Raw genomic sequence first — 25,439 nt, 5'->3', positions numbered from 1 at the left:
CTCAAGGCTTTACATACAAAACTTCACTAGTCGAGGGGTCTCACTGGTACAATGGTATATTGTACAAAAAGAACTCCAGCTTCACGTACAGGGTTATCTGGAAAACAGTTATTTTAGTATTAATCATAGTAACGATACAGAATAGATCCTTGCTGACTGAATCAGATTTATTCATCCACTTCAAAAGCACCCTCAAAGAAGTCATAGAATCGAGAAAATGAAAAAACTATACAAACCTACCTTCCCAAAAAATGGACTTACGCTAATCGAACTTACAGTCGTTATATCGATCATACTCGTCATGCTTTCCACAGTATTGATAAGTGTTACTGCTTATAGAGATTGGCAAGAAGGCATAGAAGCAGGGGAGACACTCAAAGGTGTGTACCAAGCTCAGAGACTCTTCTTAGCGGACAATCCAACCACTAATGTAGGAACTATTACAAACGCCGATATCATTCCATACCTACCAGATTCTTTCGGGGGGGTGATGCCGACCGTTACTGGACTGGACGGAGTCGTTTACGCCATCACAGTCAATGTGAGTCCCCCGATCATCACCGGGTACACTGACCCATCAGGCTCCACAGACGATGGGCAATGGGATGCGGGCAAATGAGCTGAAACCCACAAATGATCCAAATCTCTAGACGCTGCCCCCATGTTCTTTGCCTCTTGCATTTCATGGTGGCAGTTTTTTTGTGCACCTTGAATCAGCTGGCTAGAGCACAGGAACCTTCGGTAGCCATAGTAGTGCCTGACCATGACGTGGTGGAGCACTTTGATTTTATTGGAGATTTTGAGGTGGTTCGTCTGCTGAAAATCACGCCTACTGAATCAATTGAGAGCACTCCAACAGGCCTTACATTCAAGGTTTTCAGCAACAACCAAGAACTCAAGATTTACCATTCTGCGATCGATGACGCATACCAACTTTTCACTATCTACCGGGATGATGGCGTCTCAGACTTAGATAGCTTCGGCAACCTCTCGATCCAACCTGGACTTCAGGCACGGATGATCACTGCCCAAACAACGAAGCAAATTGCATTAAGCAACGCATCACTCATCATCACTGAGTTTCCTCCACTCTCAAACACAGTCTTGGTGACGGTTGCTGAGAAGATCGAAAAAGGTGAATAAAAAAGCTAGAGTTCCACTAGATCAGAATACAAAGTCAACGTACATGAATGCTCAATCCAGTTCATCCGGAGGAGATGTCTCACTCACCTATAAGTTTCTGCTCATTTTCAGCACCTTGGCAGCAGTCTTTTTCTGTTGGCTCTATGTGACCAAGCCCACTGAAATTGTGCAAGCAGCCACATCTGCTCCATCTGATAGCGTGATTACCGAAGGAGGTACTTCAACGCCACAAGCTCCTGAGGCCAGCAGTATGGCTTCCAGCCTCGTGGATGCCCCCTCTCTCCCAGGAATGGATGCGGAGCTACCATCCATCCAGCCTGTAGACCCAAGTTCCGGAAAAAACTCTGTTCCCGTTCCCTCAGACAGCTCTACCGAGCGACTGGTCGGCTTCGAAGAAACCAATGATGCTATTCAGCACGTGCTCCTGGTCCAATCCGACCAAGGCAATGAACGAGTCATTCTAGAAGTGCCTGTCATCTACCAAACAAGAGGTCTTCGATTTTCTCCAGCGGAGGCAAATGAGGCTGGCCGTATCCTACGAGCTCTAAAAATCTACCACGCTCAAGTTAAGAAGTTACACACAGATGGCCAGAACATCCAGCGCGCCTGGGATAAATTACTCATGGACTCACAACCTATTGAAGCTCTCCGTGCCGATAGCCCATCCCTTCCTCATTCAACGATTAATCACGCTAGCCTCCTCGAAGGAAAGAGTAAGAACACCATCAAAGTCTCAAAGTAATGAAAACGCTCAACACATACGCACCCATTGGGGTGAGCCTCCTTCTTGCTTTCCATGCTTCTGCACAGGATCTCGAACTCGAACTCGAACTCGAACTCGAACTCGACGATCAATCAGCGCAAGAGGCTGATTCCCAAACTGAGAACGAATCTCCATTCCCTCCAATCCCCAATTTATCATCAGAAGACCAGCCTACATCAACTGAACCCTCAGATGATGATCGCATTTCTGATACCACGGAGGTCGAGGATACCGCGATCCCAGAAGGATCTGCAACTGAAGCCCCTCAACTAGAGGAAGAAAGCTCAGATTTTACTGACACTGAGATACCTCAAGATGATGCCGTGGTCGTTCGAGTTAAAATCAAAAAACAGGTTTCCTTCTCTGGTGACCCTACGACGATTAAAATATTGAGCCCATGGTCACCTAAACCGCTGCAGAACCCTCCGATCGGCTGGCGTTATATTCCAGCCCACTCTAGCCAGTCATATCAACTAGAAGTTCAGACCACACAGCACGACTCTCTTCCACTTGAGGTGATCCCCTATGTTCTAGTACCTGAAGAATCTAACAAAGTCATTCAAGTCTCAGAACCGGGCTACAGAATTGATGAAGGATACAAACAAACTCAAAGCATCTCCGCGCAACTCACCAAAACAAACACGCAGCTGGGCCAGGCGGTAGATGCCATCGCATCCAGCATTCAAAAACTCAACGCCCTGGTCGAAACTCTTCCAAAGTAATCATCCATGAACGTTCTTTTAGCCAGTATCTGTGCCAGCTTGACTGGAATTAGTCTCGGAGTGGGAATCAAACACCACCTGGAGATTGAGCAGCTCATCCAGAAGGCTGAAGAAGGTACTCTTCCTGTAGTAGCGGTACTTCAGGAGGCTGATGGTACTGACACCTTGGCTTTTACCCCTGATTCCAAGAACGCTCAGGATGCTCCATCATTCGTAAAGCCATCTTCACCCGACTCCAACGACACTGTCGCCCAGCAACTAAACCAACTCAAGCAACAGCAATCTATGATGCTGAGACAACAGTCCGAATTGAATCGTGAAGTCAATGCGATTCAATTCCGCCTAGACACACACAGTGCAAGCTTCAGGCCGCTTCGCACAGAGCCTCGAACTCCCTCACAGGATAACGGTGAGCTTCCCTTCGACTTTAGTAACAACCCATTGCTCCCCCCGATTGACCAATAACTCAACGAGCTAATCACGAACACAATCATGAGTGAGCGACATCAAATCATCAGAAAACTAGGTTCCGGAGGTTTCGGCTCAGTCTACCTTGCACACGACACGAAACTCGACCGTGATGTTGCCCTGAAACGCCTCGACCTCAATAACGACGGAGCCTGCCATAAATTAAGTAATCAGCTCCTGAGTGAGGCAAAAATCCTAGCTGGGCTCAAACACCCTAGCATTGTTTCTGTTTTTGACGTGATCGAGAGCGACAAAGGCGGGGACATTATTATGGAGTTTATCGAAGGTGAAAGCCTCGATAAAGTAGTTGGATCAAAACCCCTGAGCCTTGAAAGTTTTTGTTACATTAGCACCCAACTGCTGAGCGCAATGGAGTCATCCCATAGCCACGGCGTTCTTCATTGCGATCTCAAGCCTGCCAATATCCTACTATCAAAACTGGACAATGAAAACTACCACGCCACGGTCCTAGATTTCGGGATGTCCTTCAAAAACTCTGATAAAGACGTCTCTGAGCAAGAACTCAACAATCACTCAGTGGTAGGCTCTATTCATTGCATGGCTCCTGAGGTATTGGATAATCAAATTCCATCAGCTCAAAGTGATCTCTACTCCCTAGGCTGCCTATTTTATTACATGCTAACAGGCAAATACCCCTTCGATGGAGACTCCTCCGTATTGATCATGGCCGCTCACATGAGAAACGCTTTCATCCCACTCAAAGAAGTAGCACCAGAGTTACCTGAGGCACTTTGTCAATGGGTCGAAACTCACCTGAGCCAAGAGCCGAGTGAACGATTCGCCAAGTGCCAGGATTCCCTCAGACAGCTACTCTCTATCGAAGGCATCGATGCTCTCAAGCACTACGCCGAGGTTAACATGGATCAAAACCTCACCGAGTCGACACTTGATGCCGCATCCTCTCATACAAAAACAAGTATCAAACTATCCAAGCAACAAGAGGCTGAGTTTAATCGATCCAAGAAGGGCGGACCCGCCACGGCCCCAATGGCTGCGGAAAGCACCCCGTTAGCCGATAGAGTGGAACAACAGCGCCCGCAAAACATGTGGTATTTTTCCATCGACGGCAACAGAAAGGGACCAGTTCCCTTCAGTAAAGTCTGTGAACTCATTGCCGATGGTTACATCAAAGAACACGACCAAATCTACCAGCAGCGTATTGGCCAATGGACTCCAGCTAAAGAAATTCCTGAATTTAAAGAGGAATTTCAAGAAGCCGTGGTCAAACCACCTCGACCACCCAAGAAAAAGAAGGTTGCACTCCGTAACTCACAACGCATCAGAGCCCAAAAAGCTGCAATCAAAGCCGCAAAGGTGAAGGTCGAAATGATAGAGAAGCCTGATTCTCCAATCGAAATCATTACCTTAATTGGTTTGGGGATATGCGTAGGTGCATTCCTCTACTTATTCCCAGAGATGTGGCAAATGACATTCTCAGCAGCGGCTCTGGGCTTAGTGATCTGCGGCATGATCTTCAGCCGCATGCGCATGATGGCTGACGACACACGTTGGGTCCTCACATCGCTCATTCTCCCAGTATTCACTGATATCATTTATGCGATTGTCTCACCACAAAAAGGAACGCAAGCAGTCATCTTGCAACTACTTGGCTTTGCTCTATTTTTCTATGCCTCATCACACAGAAGCCCAGACGACTTCCTATTTGCCACCCAACTAGATTTTTTAAGTAATCTCCTGAGCGGCAATTCACCTGAATGGTTAGATTCACTGCTACAATCTCACGAGAGTCCATGATAGAGTGATATATTGCCAGCTTGAATACATAAGTTGAAATAGAGTATTGCCCATCAAACATAAAAAATGCACGGCATTTAGCCGTGCATTTTAGTTTCTAAATCAATTCACTAGAATTACTAAGCTGGAGCTCCTACCACTTCACCAGCAAGTGGTTCATCGTCGTCTTTAGATTCCTCGCCTTTCACCTTAGCCACCGTATCTTCAGCAGGGGCCAGTGGTGGCTCGGGAGGGCTTGGTTCACTTGGCGGGTTCTCCATGTAGCCTTTTTCAATCAAGTCCTGAATCTGCTGACCATTGAGAGTTTCATACTCAAGCAATGCCTGCGCAACAATCGCAAGTGTCTGCTTTTTCTCAGTCAGTAGCTGAGTGGCACGATCATAAGCAGAATCGATCAAATTCTTGATTTCAAAATCGATCTTCCTCGCAGTTTCTTCAGAATAGGACTTTGAATCACCGGGAATGAACATCTCAGCCTGATTGTCACTACCATATTCCACCATACCTAGATCGTCACTCATTCCCCATTCGCATACCATTTTTCGTGCAATGCTCGTGGCCTGACGGATGTCTCCCATGGCACCATTTGTTGGGTTGCCAAAGGTAATCTCCTCTGCAACACGCCCACCCATAGCCACGCATAGTTGATCGATCAATTCCGCACGACGGTAACTAAATTTATCCTCTTTAGGCAGGAACATGGCCATGCCAAGCGATGGTCCACGAGGGATGATTGTCACCTTGTGGAGGTCATCGGTGTGCTCACAAAGGATGTTGAGAATTGCGTGTCCGGCTTCGTGATACGCTGTATTTTCTTTCTCCTTGTCCGAGAGCGCTAGTGATCGCCTTTCACGGCCCCAGCGCACCTTATCACGAGCCTCTTCGAGCTCTGCAATTCCGATCTCGTTCTTTCCAGTACGAGCGGCCAATAAGGCTGCCTCGTTAATCAAATTTGCCAGCTCCGCACCAGAAAACCCAGGAGTACCGCGCGCTACTAAGCTGAGGTCCGTATCCGCAGACATCTTGACCTTCTTCGCATGCACTTTAAGGATTTGCTCACGACCAATCACATCCGGGAGAGAGACTCGCACCTGACGATCGAAGCGCCCTGGGCGCAACAGCGCAGGGTCTAGAACATCTGGTCTATTGGTAGCAGCGATGATAATCACGCCGGAACGAGCGTCGAAACCGTCCATCTCAACCAAGAGAGCGTTCAGGGTTTGTTCACGCTCGTCATTGCCTCCCCCCATACCTTGGCCACGGTGGCGACCCACGGCGTCGATTTCATCGACAAATACGATACATGGTGCATTCTTTTTCCCTTGTTCGAACATATCCCGCACACGGCTAGCACCCACCCCAACAAACATTTCTACAAAGTCAGATCCACTGATGGAGAAAAACGGTACCTCAGCTTCACCTGCAATTGCACGAGCCAACAAAGTCTTACCGGTTCCAGGAGGGCCTACCATAAGCACACCTTTTGGAATATTCGCCCCAAGCTTCTCAAATTTCTTAGGGGCCTTGAGGAAATCTACGATTTCATAGAGTTCTTCTTTTGCCTCATGGATCCCAGCAACATCTTTAAAGGTCACTTTACCTTTACCCATGGAAAGGAGCTTTGCTTTTGATTTCCCAAAGTTCATTGCTCCCTTACCTGCATTCTTCATTTGGAAGCGGAACAAGAAAAAGAGCAGCCCGACTACTAAGAGAATCGGCAATACCTGCATCAACACAAAACCCATCGTGTTGCTCTCTGCAGAGGTACGAGCAGACTCTAGCAGTTTACGCTCCGCTTCACTAATGGCAAAAAGGTTCACCGATACTGTGAATGGTTTGTAATCAGGGCTAACACCTTGCTTCACTGGGTACACCTCACGCACCCCCTCGAGAAAAGCGTCGCTAGTATTTGCTTGCTTGAAGAGAACCAAATAATGCTCCCCAGAGCTCACCACTTCGCTCATGGCCAACCACTTCCTCAATTGCTTCAGCGTGGCTACTTCAGCATCGTTGGAAGTGGGAAGTTGGTCAACTGCCACCAATGGTAAAGTGTACTGGTCACGCAGGTCACTGACAAAGCTTTCATCGAGACTAGTATCAATAGCCACGCGAAACCTCTGAAGCTTCGGTTTATCACTCATGTCACGGTATTCGGCAACATCGAGGAAACCTTTCACCTGACCCGAAGTTGTAGAGTCTTTGGTCACGAACTTCAGCCCACTATCAGCGGTTAGCTTCAAATCCTTGAGAGCTTGAGCCTTTTGAGCTTGATCACCGGCTTCATACACAGCAGGGATCGCCATTGGATTCAGGAGAATCTTCTCACTCTCTAATGCACGGCGGAATTGCCCAAAATCGATTTCCTTACCTTTTGGTTCGTTGGTACTAAAATACGCAAGTACCAGAACTCCAAGAGCAATAGAGAAAAGAACCATCACTCGCCAATTAGGCCCTTTTGGAGGACTTGGCTGGCCGTTACGCGGTGGATTCTGCTTGGGGTCTTCTTGAGGTGGTTGTTCTTCTGACATCTGATTCTTCTAAAAGTGTACGAGTTTGGCCCTCACGCTAGGTAGATCTAGGTCTGGTGAAAGATACTGCGGGTTCGGAAAAAAGAAATCCTTTTTTCTCAAAGCTTTTCTTCTAATGCCTATTCAAACAGCTTATCAATTAAGTATGCCTTCCAGCAATGCCAGAAAGCGACCAGAGAAAGCGAAGTTGACCCCATCATCTTCCCGCCTGAAGGCATGGGTCCGCAAGCCGCTCAAACCCAAGACACCTCTTGCGATTCCAATCATAGAGGTCTTTGCAGCCTTCGTCGCATTAGACCGTAAAGTCGACCCATCCGAATCTGAAGTCGCCTTAGATTTCCTGCGCAATGCCTTCCCCGAAGCTGATCATTACTGGCTCTCGCACAGGCTTGAGAAAGCCCTAAATTCTCCCAAGGCTCCTACGAGCCTCATCGCAGACATCACCTATCTACTAGATGCAGATTATTACCCGCAACTCGCGCTCCAACTGTATGTTCTGATCGATGCCTCCAGCAACAAAGAAACAGGGCTCAAAGTATTCCACGAATTCTTCGACGCCCTTGGACAAAAAGCTCTTGGTGATCTAGTCCATCATGAACTCAGCGAAGGTTATGAAGGTACTGAAACTCTCCCTTTCACGCGCCTCATCTGTTCGACCAGTGAACATGCTGAGATCATTCTCCCCGCCTCAAATGATAATTATGCCTTCCGACTCTACCAGAGTGGCGAGGTGATCATCATTCGAAACACTGGCGGCCAAGCTCTATGGCTCAGCGGAGTGAACCTTCCTCCTGGACACAAAGTGCGGATGCGCTCACACCAGCGGATCATTCTACCCAACTGGACACTCAACTTCACCGATCTCAACTTCTTCCTGAACTATGAGAAAACAAAGCAACCTCGAGCTATTTTTCTTCACGAGGCAGATTCAGGATTGGTGGCAGAACGTGTTCGTACTCGACTATCCAGCGTGCGCATCGATTTCGGCACTACTGCTAAAGTACACGGGATTCGCAACAATGGCATCCAAGCAAAAGGGATCTTTATCTCAGAGAGTAAACCCATCGAACTCCAGCTCCACGACTCCATCACCCTCTCAAATGGATCTGTCGTCACCCTTGAAGACATTCGGCAGAAGGCAATTGTAGCAGGCGGTCGCTTTAAACTAAGCCCTGGCAAACAAACCTGCATCGTATCCAATGACCCACTCGCCATCGGCAAAGGAGACTTGCTAATCTCTCCCAACCTAGCAGGAAAAATCACCATACGCATCAGCTACGACCCCATCACCTCAATTGGTGAACTCGAAATCATTGAGTCGGAGCGCACCTTACTCATTAACAACCACCCAGTAAAATCGGGAGCTCAAATCGCCGATGGCGCACTGATCCGACTGAGTGCCAGCCAAGCGATCCGCTGCCGCTTTTCTGAGGGAATTATTGATGAGGAAAGAACCGTCATTCAAGAACTCCATCTGGATGGGATCAGCCACCGTTTCAACAAGAACTCTACAGCTCTAGATAGCATCAATTTCAAGGTGATGCGCGGCGAAATGCTCTGCATTATGGGGCCTTCAGGTTGCGGTAAATCCACATTACTTGCAACAATCGCAGGCCACCTCAAGCCAGACCGTGGCCACGTCCGATTCAATGGTATTTCCCTCTACCAACACAGAAGCCGCCTTGCTCCATTCATCACAATGATGCCACAAGAAGAGGCGCTCAATCCACACCTTACCGTGCGTGAGCACCTGATCCATGCAAGCGCCATTCGCCGCCCCCACCTTGACATCTCAGAACATGAGCGCCGTACCGAAAGCATTCTTGCTGAGCTAGCCCTCAGCCCGCTAGCTGAACGTAAAGTTGGCTCAGCTGGCGACAAAACAATTTCTGGAGGGGAGCGAGGCAGACTAAACCTCGGGCTTGACCTAGGATCTGCCGCAGAAATCTTCCTCTTTGATGAACCAATCTCTGGCTTATCATCGAAGGACTCCGAGCACGTGACAGAGACGCTCAGAGCTCTAGCACGTGATAAAATCGTGCTCGCTTCCTTGCACCGCCCCGGCGCCTCAGTTCTCGCTCTCTTCGATAAGGTATTGCTGCTCGATAAAGGAGGAAAAGTAGCTTATTTCGGGAGCCCCAGCGGCATGAACCGTTACTTTGCGCAGGCTAGCAACGAACTCCACATCCCCAACCACCACCGCCATCAAGGTGGAAACCAAAATGCCGACTTTGTATTCGATGTACTAGAAACACCGCTACTCAGTACGATTGGCACGCATGAATCCCAGTCGTTTACTAGACGTTTCCCTCCTAGCTTTTGGCAAGAAAGACATGAAAACCACCGTCTTATCCAAAAGGTTGCAGTTGGTAACGAAGAGGTCCAAACACAGCTCGGCGACATGCCGCGTGCTGATGACAACATGCCGATTCCAGTGCCTCGCCCGCGTAGAATCAGAGATCAATTTATCCTGTTCATCACCCACCTCAAGCGAGCTGCAGTTGCAAAGGTCAGAAATAAAGGCACCTTCTACTCCACCATTCTGGAAGCCCCGCTTCTATCGCTTTTGATCGCCCTCACCTTGCGAGCTTCAGCCGAAGGAAGCTATGAGTTCTCTACTGGACTACACATTGTTACCTACCTCTTCCTAGCTGTTACCGTTGCCATGTTTTTGGGCCTCACCAATAGTGCCACGGAAATTCTACGTGACATGCCAGTACTGAGACGTGAAAGAAACACCCGCTACGGAACTGGCCTATACATTGCCGCAAAGTTCACAACTCTCAGCCTGCTCGCCATCATTCAATGCGCCATTTTTGTCTCACTTGGCCACTTCATGCTCGAGATCAAAGAAATGTGGCTCTCGCATTGGCTGTGGACCAGCCTCACCGCCATGACGGGTACAGCCATGGCGCTCCTTATTTCGACCATCGTCAAAAGTGAACGTGCCGCACTTTCCTCAATCCCCTTACTCCTCGTCCCCCAACTACTCTTGGCCGGAGCTCTCGTGCCATTCGGGGAAATGAACCGAGGCCTATTCATCGGTGGCGACGCAGCACGAAATGACGGAGCTGAGCCTGTACCCGCCATCTTCATGCCACTGCGCTATTCTTTCGAGGGCATTATCTTGTCCCAAGCGACTGAAAACCCCTTCGAACGGGAAAGGCGCAACATCCAAAAAGAAATTGAAAGGCTCAAACAAAAGCCCATGTCCAATGATGACTCTTCCGATGCCTCCCCCCTAAGTGGCTTCGAAGCTGAACGCATCAAGATTCTCACTGCAGGCCTCACGCGCCTCTATGCTGCTGAAGCTACAAACCAAGATGATGCTGCAATCCTAGCGCACGCGATTGCCAGAGCATCGCTGTACGGTAGCATGAGAGAGCTAGAAGCTATCAATATCTACCAAGGTGCTGAAGATGAAACTAAACCGGTGCAGTCCTTTTTCCAGAACACACGTGCTGAACTACTTGTAAGGAGAGCTGAAATGCACCGTGTGGATATGCACGCTGCCCAGGACCGCTCCATATTCCTTGCTGAATGGAAGTTTTGGTTCAACCAGAAACTCCCCTCTCTGTTCTGGTGCAAGCTTGTGCTCGCCATGATTTCCATCATCTGCGTCATCATGGCCACAGCCATCATGACGCGATGGAATAGACGTACAAATTAAAACTTATACGACAAGCTAGAGAAGACCTTTAGGTCATTTTTCTTCTTATCTGTAGCAGGCACACTTGCGTATCGATTTTCTAGTCCCAACTTGAGTGTGATCGTTTGAGTGATTTTTGTCTCTAGACCAGCTTCTAACTCTAATCGGTAATCAGACAAATTATCCAAGCGAGGAGAGTAGCTTAGAGTCTCGTACACATTGGCAAAATCGCTGATTTTATGCTTCCAGCTCTGCTCGATCAAACCGTTCAAGTATGTATCAGCACCCTGACCTAAATCTTCTGTGGTGACCCCCAGACCAGCCTCTGCAGTGAGAACTGTGCGGTCCGTGTCGATGAAGTAGTATCCGTATGTGGCATTCAAGGAAACTCGGTAATTGATGTCTGCGAAGGTGTCTCTACGTCCCTCTAAACCTAAACCAAAGTAGTTTTTCCCCTCTAAAATATGGTTCCACTTTGCTTTACCTATGATTTCGTCCTCGTTAGCCGTCCCGCTTTCCTCACCATACTTATAACTCAATTCAGCCAAATAAGCATCGATATCGTCTTTCTTTTCAGTCTTGAGACCAAAACGAAATAGAAGATTCTCGGTATTTCCTTGGGCCGCACTCAGACCAAAGTCTACGGAACTTTCCCATGATGGCGCAGCCTCGACAACTTCGTCTTCAGCTTGCACAGAGCCAACTAATAATGCGCTACTAACAGCGCAAACAAACAACGATGAATTCTTTTTAAATACGTGAAATTTCATTTCGCGGGGAACCTAGCAAAATGTGCACCGATGTCACTCTGAATCTGTCAGTTAGAATAATTAAAGTCGAAACCTAACCAAACTTACTCACTAATTTTTTTCAATTGCGATCATGAATGCTGGCATGTTAGGAGCATTCATTGGCGTATAGGACATCACTCTAAAGTATTCGCGAGGAAGCTGTTTAACCCATTTTTCTATAGAATGTACCTCTTCGGCACCACCAGGGTGACCAGGGTAGCACATCACAGTTAGCACCCCCTTATGCCGCAAAATCCGAAGACTTCTCTGTAAGGCTATCAGCGTGGTTTCCGCCTGGGTAATCACCGACTTATCACCCAATGGCAGGTAGCCTAGATTAAACATGATCGCCGCTATCGGACCTTTAGCATATTCTAACATATGCTGATGCCCTGCGTGATAGAATTGATAAGCACGCTTATGAATTCCGTTTTGGTACATTCGGGACTGCGAGGCGACAATCGCTTCTTTCTGCACGTCAAAACCAACGACGAGCCCATTCGAGCCAACCAATTGAGCTAGAAATAATGCGTCATGACCATTCCCCAAGGTTCCGTCGATCACGGTATCTCCGGGTTGCACTGTTTGACGCACAATTTCGTGTGCCATTTTTAGAGGGCTAAGTAGCATTTCCTATTTATGTGTGTTGATAGTATGTAACGCCGAAAAGCTCTTCTCTTCTGATCTAAAGATCAAGGGAAAATACAGCGACCCCTCCCGGCCCAATCGAGCCAAGCAATAGCTTCGGAGCGAGATCTGCGCCGCACCAAGCTGAAGCACCCTCAGGTAGAATGAGCTCAAGCGATTCCACTTGCTTCTCAGGGTGAAAATTGATCACCACAAGAAAAGCCTCCCCACTGGCCCGCTCATGTCGAATAAAAGCATAGACGTGATGTGCAATTTCTTCGTTTTCAGCACGGAATGTCTCGTTTGCAAAATTAGCCGTATTTAATCCATAGACTCCGCCCGACGTGAAGGCTGGCTCTCTCATTAACTGTCCCCATTCCGCATACCACTCACGTAGGCTGCGTTGGTCTTCACTCAGCCCGCCACCATCAAAAGCGCCTTCATTCGTCCATTTGCTCAATGCAGGAAGGTGCCCATAATCAAAAATACTACTTCTTCCGTCGTCTTGGGCAAATCCTTCGGCGCCATCTCCGACTTCACCTACTTCTTGTCCATTATACAGCATGAATGGGGCCCGCCCCACTCCTGTCAAAAATGCGGTCACGGCCCGATTCAAGATTCCACCCTGTCCGCGCCAGTGATGACTGGAACCCAAGCGAACTTCATCATGGTTCTCAGCATAACGTAACATGAAATCTAGACGATTCGGCGACCACAGCAATTCATCTAGGTCCGTAGCCGGCCGGCCCTGCTCCACCACGGATTTGATAAGTTCATAACTGTCCCCATCGTAAACACTATCAAAACCGGCCTCAATCAAAGCATCCAGTACATTGCTCGATGTCATTTTAGCTGGATCACCATCATACGCCTCGCCCAAGATATAACAGGAAGGATCTCGTAGGCGCGCCCTGCGGATAGCCCAAGCCCAAAACTCCATCGGGACCATGTGCGCCATATCACACCTAAAACCTCCAACTCCTAGCTCCTGCCAGTGCGCGAGGATCGCGTCCATCTTGACCCACGTATCAGGCACATCATCCAGCTCTGCATTGGCGTCAGGAAGCTCCGAGGTATCTCGCCCCTTGGTGTAGTCATGTCCATAGTTCAACTTCACCGTCTCGTACCAGTCGCTCAAGCCCGGTGACCAAGTAGCGGCATTATTCCCAGTCACTCTACCGTGAGTTTCATGCGGGTATGCTCCCGTGGGCAACTCGATGGTCCCTTCCCCTTCCAGATAAAAGAAGTTATTATTCCAAGCAAAGAAACGATCACACTCATCTTCATTTCCGAAATTCAACTCAGGTTTCACATCACTGCAGTAGCTACGAGCAACATGGTTTGGCACAAAATCAATCAATACCGTGAGACCTAGCTGATGACAGCGTTCTAGCAAGTCGGCGAACTCCTCCAATCGGTACTCTGGGTCAGTGGCATAATCAGCACTCACATCAAAGTAGTCTCTGATCGCATAGGGGCTTCCAGCCTTACCCTTGAGAAGCACTTCATTATCTCCAGGAATCCCAAGATAACTAGTTGCACTTATTTGCTCTAACACTCCTGTAAGCCAGACATGAGTATACCCCATCTCAACGATCCCTTCCAAGGCTCTCGTCGTAACTCCGTCAAAGGTGCCGCAGCCATTTTCAGCAATCGAACCATCATACACAGATGACTTCTTATGATTGCTGAAGTGGCGAACAAATAATTGATAGATAGATACTCTCACAACTGGAATGGGGAACGGGTAGACCATAGTTCCATCGATTCAGAGTGCAATGGTTAGTTCCAAATTTTCTAATCGATACAATCCTACTAAAATATGCCATTTGACAGAGGCTCAAGCCGTCTGCTAATGGATTAGGCACACTTTCCTGCCTCACCATGATGCCTTTTTTGAACCGCACAACATTCACCCTTCTATTAGCTCTGTTAAGCGGCAACGTCTCAGCGATTGGCGAAGAAGAAATCAAGCTCAATGAGGTTCCCTATGGAATCGAGGCTCTAGCCCAATACCGTAGTGATTACCGCTATCGCGGATTTAGCCTAGCCGACGACACACTTGAATTCCAACTCAGCAGCCTCTACGCGCTGTCGAACCACTCAAGCATTCAAGCGGCGGCTTGGTACAACTCAGCTACTGGGGATGGCGACTTTACGGAATCCGGCCTCATGGCTGGGCTTCACCATCAAATACAGAAATTTCAAATAGGCGCCTCATTGAGCTACCGCGATTACCAAAATTCATTATTTGAAAGCGGGGTGAATGCGGAACTCCTAGCCGGTTGGGGGTTCAATGATTCCATCACATTCACCCTCCGAGGGAGCTACGATACAGGCGCAAAAGGCTGGTATAGTGACCTAGCAGGCAACTACCTTATACCGCTTGGTTCATCATCCTATCTAGACCTCAAGCTAGGACTTAGCGCCGTGAGTGACTACTACAGCCGTAATGGCCTAAACGATTTCTTTGCCACACTAGAATACACCTACAATATCAATAATTCTATTTCGCTCACCCCCTACATTGGGAACTCCACCCTGCTAGATAACAACGACACAGGCAAAGATAGCTTCCATGGTGGAGTATTTTTTGCTGTCAGCTTTTAAATTCCCCGCAAGACAAACAATATAAGTGCAATGCGCATCATCATCATCACCGTATTAGCGGTCGCTATATACTTTGGGGGAACGTTTTGGGTAGAAATGCAAAACCCAGAAGTCGCCACCATGACCAGTGACCCGTTAAAAAAAGTCGCTAAAGAATCAGATCCATCCATAGGCAACGAGTTCATTGGACATTTCAAGCTAGACTCGAAAAGCACTGGAGATTGGCTAAACAGCCAGAAACAACTCAGCCTCGATAGTAGAGCTCACTTCGTCAAAAAGCACCAAAAGGACATTTACTTCCACTATGATGGGGAAACGTTTTACTTCGGTGACAACCCAGAAATAGCGGCCTCAGTCGAAATCGTCAACCAAACTGAAGACACACTAGAACTGAAAATTCTAGACGCGACCGTAGACCATGAAGGTTCACTCAACTTTTACCTGCAAACAAAAGGAGACGGTAAAATTTGGTACAGTAACTATAGTCACATGCAGGGCGGCAAACGCCAATTATACCGAGCCTGTTACGTGCCAGCAGATGCTGAATAAGCAAGCAAGGCTCACACCACAGCATCAAGCCAAGCACGCCTCCGATATATTGCGGCGAACAAAAGCGCTTGGGCTACCAGATCAAGTATCATAATCCACCAGACCTGCAATAAACTCAAAGATTCTGGATAATAGGTGGATGCCACATACACAGCCCCCACCCTGAATACCAACATCGTGCTAAATGATCCAATCATCACGATAGCTGTCGCCCCGGCGCCGCGCATCGCCATCTTCAGAACCATGGCTGTCGCAAAAAATGGCTGAACCCACCCAACATAGCGCAGTACTTCTACTGCCATCTTATTTTGCGCCCCCTCCCCAGGCGACATCAACTGCACCAAGGGCTCAGCAAAAAGCACAATTAGTAAGCCACTTGCTCCCATCACGCAAACACCTGTGACCCAACACACACGGACAGCTCTTAAAGCACCCAATTTAGAGCCGGCACCCAGATACTGCCCGGCCAATGTCGCAGCGGCTGAGCCCAGAGCAAAACCTGGCATGAAGCTCAAGGATTCTACCATCACCACCAGCCCATGTGCCCCGAGGACTCCGTCGCCTTTGATTTGATTCGCGATCACCCAAACTCCAAAAATGTGGATACTCCACATCCCTATAATCTCAAAACATTGAGGAAGACCTACCCGCACAATGCGCCTTCCAACATACCAATCCCACACGAGATCATGCCTAGTAATTGCTAGAACACGCTTCGTTACCCGTCTAGCAAACAAATAATACAAGATCATCATTGCTCCCGCAGCCCATCCAATGAGTGACCCCCAGGCCAGCCCCAGAATCCCATACTCACTGGCCAATAACCAACCACGCATCAAACACACACTGCTGAATACATTCACGAGATTCACCACAAGCATAATGACAAACGGAGTCTTCGTGTCACCACCAGCTCTCAGGCAAGCATTAGCTACAAAGATGATCGCTGAGAAGGGAGTCGACCACACCAACACCCTCAAATACGTGACAGCGTAATCTGTTGAAGCGTCATCCAAACCAAATACAGATGCCATCACAGGAGCGAGAGCCCAAACCACAGTGCCAGAGAGCCCCCCTGCAATGACTCCTAAAATTAAAGACTGCCCACTTGCTTTGTTGGCTAAGCCTTCGTCTTGCGCCCCAAATGCCCGAGACACCAACGCCTGGGCACCCGTTGCTACAGCGCCCATCACGATCATCATCAACCATGCCACGTATACGATCAAACCCATCGCATCAAACACTTCGGGCAAAGCACTCTCACTCATCGTGCTTCCAGCAATCACTCGGTCCGCCACACTTACCAATGTGCCTAGCATGTTCTGTAGAAACGGCCACAAGCTCAAGGCGATGATCTGCCGACTCAAAGAAAGGCCCTTGAGCATCCCACCCAAGTCCACTTGATGCTCGTCTTGTTCCAACAATCTCATAGGCCTGCAAAAACGAGTCATAGGCCCCCGCTTAACGAACTCAGTATCGCTCATTATCGTTAAAGGACAACTATGCAATAGATCTACAAAAGGCTTTTGACAGTTCCTGAGCCGCCCCCTAAACCATAAGTTCCATTTATGAGAGCAGTCATCCAACGTGTTACTTCAGCTAGTGTCTCGATCGACCAACAAATAAAAAGTTCTATCGGCCAAGGAGTCATGGTTCTACTCGGCATTGAAGAGCGCGACGCTCCGTCTGACATCGAGTGGCTAGTCAACAAGATCTGCAAGATGCGCATCTTTGCCGATGAACAAGGACTCATGAACCTCTCATTGCTAGATATCAACGGAGATTCTCTAGTCGTTTCTCAGTTCACGCTACATGCTCAAACCAAAAAGGGCAATCGGCCCTCCTTCATCAAAGCCGCAAAACCCGCTATGGCCATTCCTCTCTATGAGCAATTCCTCAGCTGCTTATCCCAACAAATGGGAAAAGAATGCGGGAGTGGCGAATTTGGTGCAGACATGCAAGTACAGCTGATCAATGACGGCCCAGTCACGATCACAATCGACACACAAAACCGCGAATAACAGGAAACGTAGCTTAGGGGCTATTGCTCCTAGGTTCCCTTGGATTCAGCAGCTTCTTTTTTCAACTTCCGTCGATGCGCTGCAGGCGTCATGCCAGTTTGCTTTTTGAACACACGGGTGAAGTGCGCTTGATCTGAAAACCCACTTTCAGAGGCAACGTCGGCCAACGACATATCATAATTTGGAAGTAACTGAATAGCCTGCTCAACACGCATGGTAGTCAAGTACTTGTGGGGGGAGTGCCCGGTCGTCTTCTTGAAGCTTCTCGCGAAGTGGAATGTCGACATGTTAGACTCCGAAGCCAGATCTTCGACATAGATGCGGGAACTTAGCTTCCCCTTCATGTAATCTGTAAGTCGCTGAAGCAATGGCTTACTCAACTCAGATCCTGCGGGGGAGGCTGATTTCTTAGTTTCCTGCATAAATGGTACGGTGGCGATTAGCATACACCACGCAAAAGGGAATCTAAAGATTCCTTTTACCAGTGCATATCGGATTTATAGTAAAGATTCTGGGGTAATACCAGAAGAATTTACAAGTGCTGAGGTGAGGCTAAGAGCTCAGCCACACGATTCAACACCCTTCCAGCGTCACCTCCGTCAATGACCCTGTGGTCAAAAGTGAGGTCTAATCCGGCCTCGGTGAAAGGGACAAAGGCACCCACCTCATCAGACCACACGGGCTTTTTCACACCTGCACTCATCCCTAAAATCAAGGTCTCATTGGGGAGAGGAATCGGTGTGCCCCAGGTCAGGCCAAATGTGCCGAAATTCGTAACGGTTGCGATGCCACCCTGCGTATGCTCACGAGTGAGTTTTTTGGCACGGGCGAGATCCACTAGCTCAGCATAGTCCGCTGCAAGCTCTCGTACCGATTTGGTATCCACATTGCGTAACACTGGCACCATGACACCATCCGTCACTTGCACAGCCACTCCAATATCAAATGCTCTAGGATGCACGATACTCCCACCGATCAAGTAACCTGCAGCCTCTGGGTGCTCAGCTAACGCCAAGGCAAATGCTCGTAGCAAGTAGAGAGTTAGGCCGGGTTTAGGGTTCTGAGCAGCTCGATAACTGAGTAACTTATCCATCACGATAGGTCGCCCTACAGTCGCCAGCGGCCGGGACCACGATCGGCGCATAGCGTCAGCCACAGCCAAGCGCATCGGAGAGGCCTTGGACGACGGCCATGCACTAATGTAATCCAAAAATTGCTCAAGATCCGCTACTGTCACGCGCCCTCCAGTACCACTACCAGTAATGGCAGAAATATCTGCCGCCTGAAGGCCCAGCTCGTTCATCCGAGCACGCATACGAGGAGAAATATAGTGCGCCCCTTTTTTACCCATCGGTACAGGCAGCCCCTGCACGTTGGGCTCGACAGTCTTGGGCTCAAAGTAGCCTCCACCTTCGGTCTTGAAATGTAAGTTTTGCTCTTCTTCCGACTGAGCTTGGTAAGACTCTTCTGAAGAAGATGGCGCAGAAGCAATCTGCGCTTGCTCGATAGTGTCGACGCCAGTGCGCTTCAGCTCCTCTTCAGTCACCTCAATGACTCCAAGAACACTGCCCACTGCATAACTTTGCCCTTCTTCTGCGTGCAGTTCTTTAAGCACACCTCCACACAAGGTTGGCACACTCATGGTCGCTTTATTGGTCTCGACCTCAATCAGGTCCTGTTCGGCATCCACCGTATCACCTACTGAAACGTTAAACTGAACAATCGTCGCTTCAGCTATCGACTCACCGAGCTGCGGCATCACTATGGGTACTTCAGGCATAATTATGAAAATGTTAGTAGGCTAGTAGATTCCTCAGTGCGACACAGATCGACTCAGGTGTTGGGCGATGCATAGCCCACAGTTTCGGGTGATATGGCACCGGAGTATTTTTGGCGTTCACGCGCATCGGGGGAGCATCAAGAAGGTGAAAAGCATCCGCGCAAACGCGAGAAACCACCTCAGCTGTCACCCCACCCCATGGAAAAGACTCACCAAGTGCGAGTAAGCGACCGGTACGAGCCACAGAAGCGATCACGGTATCCGTATCCAAAGGCTTTACGGAACGCAAATCCACCACTTCAATTTCCCAGCCACCTTCTTGTTGAAGAATATCGGCTGCTCGCACCGCTTCGTGCACCATCGCACTATATGTCACCACAGTGGCGTGCTTGCCACTGCGTGTGATACGCGCTTTACCAATCGGAAGGTCATCACCTTCATAATTTTCACTCTTGAGCCAGCGATACAAAAACTTGTGCTCGCAGTAGATCACTGGATCATCCAATTCCACGGCTTGCAATAGCATCGAATACGCATCAGCAACCGTAGCTGGTGTCACCACCACTGACCCAGGGTAGTGGCTATAAATGCTCTCAACACTTTGACTGTGGAACGGACCTGAACCTGGGGTCCCTCCTGAAGGCATGCGCACCACTAGGGGTACAGGAACACCCGTTCTGTAATAATGCGTCGACGCTTGGTTCACGATCTGGTTGAAGGCCACCGAACCAAAATCGGCAAACTGCATTTCCACGATAGGTCGCATCCCCTCCAATGCAGCTCCCACAGCCATACCAATCATGGCATCCTCGCTGATTGGTGCATCAATCACTCGTTCAGGCCACCGCTCTTGCAAGCCTTTTGTAGCCTTGAATGCTCCACCAAACTTGCCGATATCCTGTCCGTAGAGAAACACCTTAGGGTTCTCCTCCATTGCTCTCTCTTGAGCTTCGCGGATAGCGTCAATGTATGTTACCGACTGACTCATAAATTTGTTACTTCAATCCTCTCAGACTAAGGCTAGATGTTGCGCTCCAATCCTCACTGTAGGGGTTTGGCCCCTCCTCGCGTTGGGCTACGGCAACCGCCTCCTGGCATTCCTCACTAATTTCTTGCACCCAAGCATCATACTGCTCTGCAGTCAAAAGACCATTCTGGATAAGAAGCTCTTTACCAACTTCGATACAATCACGCCCCAAATGGCCCTGTCGCAACTCAGGCTCCACATACGAGCCATCATCGTGCTCTCCATGACCTCCAAGCCTTAGCAACTTGGCAACCACCAATTGCGGCCCTTCACCAGATCTAGCGGCAGCGACAGCACCGCCGATCACTCTGGCACACTCTAGGACATTAGTACCATCCACTGAGTGTCCAGCCACGCCATACCCCTTCGCGCGGTCCACCAGATCCTCACAAGCGTACTGCCGTTCATTAGGCGTAGAATAAGCATATTGGTTGTCCGCAATGATCACAACCATCGGCAATCGCTCAACAGCTACGAAATTGAGACCTTCATGGAATGCTCCAGTCGAGGTCGCACCGTCACCGACACATGTTGCCCCCACACTGTCTCCCAGCGTCCCTTGAATACGTTTAGCCAATAGAGCCCCACCTACCTGAGAAACCGCGGCCCCCAGGTGGCTAATCATCGCATAGAGGCCTTCATCAGGTCGGCCACGGTGAATATTACCATCGCGCCCGCGCATTGGCCCTTGGGCTGAGCCAAGGTAAGTTCGGGTAGCATCAAGCGATGCCTCACCAAAAGCCATTCGCCCAGCTTGATCACGAATCAATGGAGCAAAAACGTCGTGGCCCATACGCAAAGCCGCCCCCAACGATGCAGACACAGCCTCTTGGCCTTTGCCCAGATACACACCACCCACAATCTTACCAGCCTTGTAGAGATTACTCAGCTTAGTTTCCATGATACGCCCCCTTAGCATGGCATACATCACGCGACGTACATACTCCTGAGTGGGGGCACCATGCTGAATGATTGGGTCGAATGCTTCGCTCACGAGAAAACTCTATAGCCACAGAGTTGATTCTAGCAACAGGATTCTCGGATTCCTTCGCGATCTACCACTCAAAAAACATTTCACAAACCTGGGCTTGTTGATAGCGTCGCCCTGACTAGCCTTTACTATAGTTTCATTTGGCTATCACGAAAAGCATCCATCCCATGAATAAACCAACACTCGTAGTACTTGCAGCCGGAATGGGCAGCCGATATGGCGGCCTCAAGCAAATGGACCCCATGGGGCCAAATGGTGAGACCGTATTAGATTACTCAGTATTCGATGCCATTAGGGCAGGATTTGATCGAGTCATCTTCATTATCCGCGAAGACTTTTCTGATCTATTCAAGCAGCAAATAGGAGATAAATTCCGCAAACAAATAAAGGTGGAATACGCTTACCAAAAGCTCGATGACCTACCTAGCGGCTTCAGCGCTCCTACCGACAGGGTAAAACCATGGGGCACAACGCATGCCGTCTTGGCTGCCCGCCAACGCATTCAGGAATCTCCTTTCGCAGTCATCAATGCCGATGACTTCTATGGCCAAGATGCCTTCAAGCAAATGGCTAAGCACTTCGCGTCCAAGCCAAGCACCAGTGAGGAAATTGCCCAATGCTCAATGGTTGGCTACAGTCTTGAGAACACTCTCTCCGAGCACGGTAATGTGAACCGCGGGATCTGCTCGCTCAAAGACAAGCTGCTGATCACCGTCGAAGAACACCTTGAAATCTCCGCCGAAGATGATGGGGTTTGCCGTGGCGAAAATTTACAGGGAGAAAGAATACCTCTACCAAAATCTTCGATCGTATCGATGAATTTCTGGGGCTTTCCACCCAGCCTCATCTCTGATCTCCAAGCTCATTTCGATCGCTTTCTGGAGGAACGAGGAAACGAGCTAAAGTCCGAATGCTACATCCCCACAGTCATCGATGAAATGATCCAATCAGGTCGTGCGGAATGCACCGTACTAGAGACAAGCAGTTCATGGTTCGGAGTCACCTACCCTGATGACAAAGATAGCTGCGTTTCCAGCCTGAAAACACTGGTAGAAAACGGAGAATACCCTCAGCAGCTTTGGTAATGTAGAGGACTCCCCGTTACGGATCCCTACGCCTTCGCTATTGCACTTGCCCAGAGCTAAATTACCTGCTTAGTTTTCTGCGAAATCTGAGCACGTTGGGCTTCAACCCAATGCACGCACACCAATTTAAATCATTATGAAAATCGTTGTAGCCTATTCCGGTGGCCTCGACACCTCAGTTCTACTGAAGTGGTTGAAGGATAAGTATAATGCTGAAATCATTGCTTATTGCGCCGACGTCGGCCAAGCTGAAGAGCTAGATGGCCTCGAAGCGAAGGCTCTGGCGACTGGCGCCTCCAAATGTTATATCGGAGATCTCAAGGAAGAGTTTGCCTCTGACTTCATCTTCCCAATGTTCCAAGGCAACGCCCTATATGAAGGTCGTTACTTGCTCGGCACTTCCATTGCTCGTCCCTGCATCTCCAAAGGCATGGTGGATGTCGCAATCAAAGAAGGCGCAGACGCAATCGCTCATGGCGCAACTGGCAAAGGAAACGACCAAGTGCGTTTTGAGCTCTCAGTAGCCGCTCTTGCTCCACACCTCCAGTGTATCGCACCGTGGCGTGATGACGAGTTTCGTGCTCAATTCCCCGGCCGTGCTGAAATGATTGAATACGCAGAGGCAAACAATATCCCCGTGAAAGCCTCCATGAAGAAACCATACTCCATGGATCGCAACCTCCTTCACATCTCATTTGAAGCCGGCGCAATGGAAGACACCTGGCATGACGCGACTGGTGAAGACGATAAAGACATGTATGTGCTTTCCGTATCACCAGAAGAGGCTCCAGACACTCCAGAATACGTGCAATTCCTCTTTGAAAAAGGTAATGTGATTGGCCTCAAATATGACAAACTCGACGCCATCATTGATGGTTTCGACGATGTCGATGCCCAAGGTATTCAAGATGGCTACACACTATTGAATCCATATGGAGTGATGCGCGCGCTCAACTTCCTTGGCGGCAAGCATGGAATCGGACGTGTGGATCTCGTTGAAAACCGCTTTGTAGGCATGAAGTCACGCGGAGTGTATGAAACACCAGGTGGCACCATCCTCCTAGCTGCGCACCAAGACCTCGAGACCCTGACACTCGACCGTGAAGCTCAAGCCCTTCGTGATAGCCTCATTCCTAAATACGCACAGCTAATCTACAATGGTTTCTGGTACGCTCCTGAACGTGAAGCTCTTCAAGACCTCATCACGTCAACCCAGCGCACTGTAACAGGCGAAGTCCGACTAAAACTATACAAAGGTAACTGCCTCCAGGCTGGCCGACGTTCTCCACTATCACTCTACGATGAAGACGTTGCATCCATGGAGGGCGCTGGCGAAGGAAAAGAGGAAGCATACAACCAGAATGATGCATCCGGTTTCATCGCTCTGAATGCCCTCCGACTCAAAGCATCAGCACGCCAACGCGAACAACTCTAGGTAATCCAGCGATTAACTTCACTTTCAAACAGCTCAGCTTCTTATCGAGAGGCTGGGCTGTTTTTTCGTTCACTCATTTAGTAATCAACCCCAGTGACACGAGTCAGGTTTTTCGTGTAGTATTGACCCTGCCTCATCTTTAATATCGCCTCAACCCCCTCTTTGATCAGATTTGAAGGTACAGACTTAGCTGCCACGACGGCATCATTTTTATCCCTAACGACCATGGCATAACCAGCATACTTGTGCCCGTACTGCGCATAACCCCTGTCATCAAATTCAGCAGAAACAGGCGAGAAATTAACCTTCACCTGCCCACCCTCTTTGATCGCACCTAAATTCCGATAGTCTCGCGAGAAAACATAATACAGGCTGCCATCAAGAACTGGCTTACCTATCAAAATAAACGTAGCGTTCAGCTCAGAGGTCGGAAGTTTACGGTCGTCATTCAATATTGTTGCGAAAGGCTTTAATCGAAGATCTCTATCATCATACCCTTCACGCTTAGAAACACGCTCAGTCTTACCAGATTGGACCCTTAGAGCCAATTTCTTTGATAGCCCCGCTCCAGAGTCGATCCAAGCTTTCACCTTATCTCTCGAGGCCAAATCGAGGCTATCTAAAGGTAAAACATAGACTTTTCCCTTTACCTTTATTTTCACTTCTTCGCTATCCGCCCGAAGAATAGAGCATGCGATACTTTTACCGCTATAGTTTGTTAGCTCAACAAGTTCACTCGCGACTAACGATGCACAGGAGATGTTAATGACCGTTACAATTAATAGGAGGAATTTCATGTAGTTAGACTACCTGAAACACAAGCAACCTAACAAATACAATTCTCTAGTTATTTTGTAGTAGATTGCAAAAATATTACCTAACGACCGAAGGCGTTCTTCTGTGGAACAGTGATCACGTCACCAGGCTTAGCCTTCAAAGTACGATTATTCGTTTGCTTTAGATCCAATCGACTTTTACGGCCGCTACGAAGCAGCTCAACACGGTTCATTGCACCGAAGGTTGAAGCATCACCGGCAGCAGCAACAGCGGCATAAATTGTCATCCCGTCAGTGAACTGAACGGGCCCTGGGCGCTTCACATGTCCAGCGACTGTGATAAATCTATTAGACTGCTTCTGATCATTGATTCCTTTGATGACGTCACGAGCAGTAATAATCGTAATACGCGGATTATTATAAATCTCAGCATCACGGTATGCCTTCTCGATTCTGCGAGCTAGAGAAGAACTAGAGCCACCAGATGCACTGACCCCCTTGGTTAGCATTGGCATGTAGAGCAATCCAGAATCCCCGACCACATACTCACCATTGATTGCTTGCTGTTCAGAAGTTGGCACTCCTTTGATTGTGATTGTCAACTTCTCCCCCTTATTCACATAGCCTGCTGATACTGAAAGAGAAAACCCAATCAATAGAAGAAGGACTTTAGCTAGGAAATTATTTTTCGTCATCAT

At 48.7% G+C, this 25,439-nt stretch carries 23 protein-coding genes; 12 read left to right on the top strand and 11 right to left on the bottom strand.

The window, feature by feature from the left end; genetic code table 11:
• Positions 1 to 217: 217 nt before the first annotated feature.
• The 6 genes from F454_RS0111010 (at position 218) to F454_RS0110985 (ending at position 4,872) form a co-directional block, all read left to right on the top strand.
• Positions 218 to 619 (top strand): type II secretion system protein, encoded by a 402-nt coding sequence (locus F454_RS0111010; protein WP_018970716.1) that lies wholly within the window; start codon positions 218 to 220, stop codon positions 617 to 619.
• A gap of 134 nt (positions 620 to 753) precedes the next feature.
• Complete coding sequence (locus F454_RS0111005) at positions 754 to 1,143, top strand: hypothetical protein (RefSeq protein WP_156817251.1); 390 nt, start codon at positions 754 to 756, stop codon at positions 1,141 to 1,143.
• 43 nt (positions 1,144 to 1,186) lie between these two features.
• Complete coding sequence (locus tag F454_RS0111000) at positions 1,187 to 1,885, top strand: hypothetical protein (protein WP_018970714.1); 699 nt, start codon at positions 1,187 to 1,189, stop codon at positions 1,883 to 1,885.
• Positions 1,885 to 2,628 carry a hypothetical protein gene (locus F454_RS0110995; protein WP_018970713.1) on the top strand — a complete coding sequence of 248 codons (744 nt, stop codon included), beginning with the start codon at positions 1,885 to 1,887 and terminating at the stop codon, positions 2,626 to 2,628. Before F454_RS0111000 ends, F454_RS0110995 begins: the two co-directional genes overlap by 1 nt.
• Before the next feature lie 6 nt (positions 2,629 to 2,634).
• Positions 2,635 to 3,093, top strand: coding sequence for a hypothetical protein (locus tag F454_RS0110990; RefSeq protein ID WP_018970712.1), 459 nt, complete (start codon positions 2,635 to 2,637; stop codon positions 3,091 to 3,093).
• 27 nt (positions 3,094 to 3,120) lie between these two features.
• Positions 3,121 to 4,872, top strand: a complete 1,752-nt coding sequence (locus F454_RS0110985) for a protein kinase domain-containing protein (RefSeq protein WP_018970711.1) — start codon at positions 3,121 to 3,123, stop codon at positions 4,870 to 4,872.
• A 119-nt stretch (positions 4,873 to 4,991) separates the two neighbouring features.
• On the opposite strand, the gene ftsH is transcribed toward F454_RS0110985, so the two are convergent.
• Complete coding sequence (ftsH, locus tag F454_RS0110980; RefSeq protein ID WP_018970710.1) at positions 4,992 to 7,400, bottom strand: ATP-dependent zinc metalloprotease FtsH; 2,409 nt, start codon at positions 7,398 to 7,400, stop codon at positions 4,992 to 4,994.
• A 145-nt stretch (positions 7,401 to 7,545) separates the two neighbouring features.
• Here ftsH and F454_RS0110975 point away from each other — a divergent pair, with 145 nt between their 5' ends.
• Positions 7,546 to 11,070, top strand: coding sequence for an ATP-binding cassette domain-containing protein (locus F454_RS0110975; protein ID WP_018970709.1), 3,525 nt, complete (start codon positions 7,546 to 7,548; stop codon positions 11,068 to 11,070).
• On the opposite strand, the gene F454_RS0110970 is transcribed toward F454_RS0110975, so the two are convergent.
• The 3 genes from F454_RS0110970 to F454_RS14965 all read right to left on the bottom strand — a co-directional run bounded on the left by F454_RS0110970 (position 11,067) and on the right by F454_RS14965 (position 14,196).
• On the bottom strand, positions 11,067 to 11,819 hold the full coding sequence (locus F454_RS0110970) for a DUF481 domain-containing protein (RefSeq protein ID WP_018970708.1): 753 nt from the start codon (positions 11,817 to 11,819) through the stop codon (positions 11,067 to 11,069). The genes F454_RS0110975 and F454_RS0110970 overlap by 4 nt on opposite strands.
• Positions 11,820 to 11,909: 90 nt before the next feature.
• A complete protein-coding gene (mnmM, locus tag F454_RS0110965; protein WP_169334382.1) occupies positions 11,910 to 12,449 on the bottom strand; it encodes a tRNA 5-(aminomethyl)-2-thiouridylate-methyltransferase MnmM in 540 nt (179 codons plus the stop codon).
• 76 nt (positions 12,450 to 12,525) lie between these two features.
• Positions 12,526 to 14,196, bottom strand: coding sequence for an alpha-amylase family glycosyl hydrolase (locus tag F454_RS14965; RefSeq protein ID WP_169334381.1), 1,671 nt, complete (start codon positions 14,194 to 14,196; stop codon positions 12,526 to 12,528).
• A 155-nt stretch (positions 14,197 to 14,351) separates the two neighbouring features.
• Here F454_RS14965 and F454_RS0110955 point away from each other — a divergent pair, with 155 nt between their 5' ends.
• On the top strand, positions 14,352 to 15,077 hold the full coding sequence (locus tag F454_RS0110955; protein WP_018970705.1) for a hypothetical protein: 726 nt from the start codon (positions 14,352 to 14,354) through the stop codon (positions 15,075 to 15,077).
• A 30-nt stretch (positions 15,078 to 15,107) separates the two neighbouring features.
• Complete coding sequence (locus tag F454_RS0110950) at positions 15,108 to 15,626, top strand: hypothetical protein (RefSeq protein WP_018970704.1); 519 nt, start codon at positions 15,108 to 15,110, stop codon at positions 15,624 to 15,626.
• An 11-nt stretch (positions 15,627 to 15,637) separates the two neighbouring features.
• On the opposite strand, the gene F454_RS0110945 is transcribed toward F454_RS0110950, so the two are convergent.
• Complete coding sequence (locus tag F454_RS0110945) at positions 15,638 to 17,056, bottom strand: MATE family efflux transporter (protein ID WP_169334380.1); 1,419 nt, start codon at positions 17,054 to 17,056, stop codon at positions 15,638 to 15,640.
• Between the two features lie 138 nt (positions 17,057 to 17,194).
• Here F454_RS0110945 and dtd point away from each other — a divergent pair, with 138 nt between their 5' ends.
• Positions 17,195 to 17,647: a D-aminoacyl-tRNA deacylase gene (dtd, locus tag F454_RS0110940; protein WP_018970702.1), complete on the top strand. Its 453-nt coding sequence runs from the start codon at positions 17,195 to 17,197 to the stop codon at positions 17,645 to 17,647.
• 29 nt (positions 17,648 to 17,676) lie between these two features.
• Here the strand turns inward: dtd and F454_RS14960 are convergent, their stop codons facing one another.
• The 4 genes from F454_RS14960 to F454_RS0110920 form a co-directional block, all read right to left on the bottom strand.
• Positions 17,677 to 18,069: a helix-turn-helix domain-containing protein gene (locus F454_RS14960; protein ID WP_169334379.1), complete on the bottom strand. Its 393-nt coding sequence runs from the start codon at positions 18,067 to 18,069 to the stop codon at positions 17,677 to 17,679.
• Positions 18,070 to 18,179: 110 nt separating this feature from the next.
• Positions 18,180 to 19,427, bottom strand: a complete 1,248-nt coding sequence (locus F454_RS0110930; protein WP_026292857.1) for a dihydrolipoamide acetyltransferase family protein — start codon at positions 19,425 to 19,427, stop codon at positions 18,180 to 18,182.
• A gap of 13 nt (positions 19,428 to 19,440) precedes the next feature.
• Positions 19,441 to 20,415: an alpha-ketoacid dehydrogenase subunit beta gene (locus tag F454_RS0110925; protein WP_033367899.1), complete on the bottom strand. Its 975-nt coding sequence runs from the start codon at positions 20,413 to 20,415 to the stop codon at positions 19,441 to 19,443.
• 7 nt (positions 20,416 to 20,422) lie between these two features.
• The gene (locus F454_RS0110920; RefSeq protein WP_018970698.1) at positions 20,423 to 21,448 is read right to left on the bottom strand and encodes a thiamine pyrophosphate-dependent dehydrogenase E1 component subunit alpha; all 1,026 of its coding nucleotides are present in this window, start codon (positions 21,446 to 21,448) and stop codon (positions 20,423 to 20,425) included.
• A gap of 164 nt (positions 21,449 to 21,612) precedes the next feature.
• On the opposite strand from F454_RS0110920, the gene F454_RS0110915 reads away from it, so the two are divergent.
• Positions 21,613 to 22,530, top strand: coding sequence for a nucleotidyltransferase family protein (locus tag F454_RS0110915; RefSeq protein WP_083912984.1), 918 nt, complete (start codon positions 21,613 to 21,615; stop codon positions 22,528 to 22,530).
• Positions 22,531 to 22,666: 136 nt separating this feature from the next.
• Entirely contained in the window at positions 22,667 to 23,965 is a 1,299-nt protein-coding gene (locus F454_RS0110910) for an argininosuccinate synthase (RefSeq protein ID WP_018970696.1), read from the top strand.
• 77 nt (positions 23,966 to 24,042) lie between these two features.
• Here the strand turns inward: F454_RS0110910 and F454_RS0110905 are convergent, their stop codons facing one another.
• Positions 24,043 to 24,762, bottom strand: coding sequence for a hypothetical protein (locus tag F454_RS0110905; protein WP_018970695.1), 720 nt, complete (start codon positions 24,760 to 24,762; stop codon positions 24,043 to 24,045).
• A gap of 80 nt (positions 24,763 to 24,842) precedes the next feature.
• The gene (locus tag F454_RS0110900; protein ID WP_083912982.1) at positions 24,843 to 25,439 is read right to left on the bottom strand and encodes an SLBB domain-containing protein; all 597 of its coding nucleotides are present in this window, start codon (positions 25,437 to 25,439) and stop codon (positions 24,843 to 24,845) included.

The sequence above is a fragment of the Rubritalea marina DSM 17716 genome, from assembly GCF_000378105.1.
In the GTDB taxonomy this organism is placed as follows: Bacteria; Verrucomicrobiota; Verrucomicrobiia; order Verrucomicrobiales; family Akkermansiaceae; genus Rubritalea; species Rubritalea marina.
The sequence above is the reverse complement of the archived record's forward strand: the minus strand, read 5'-3'. Positions and strand labels throughout refer to the sequence as shown.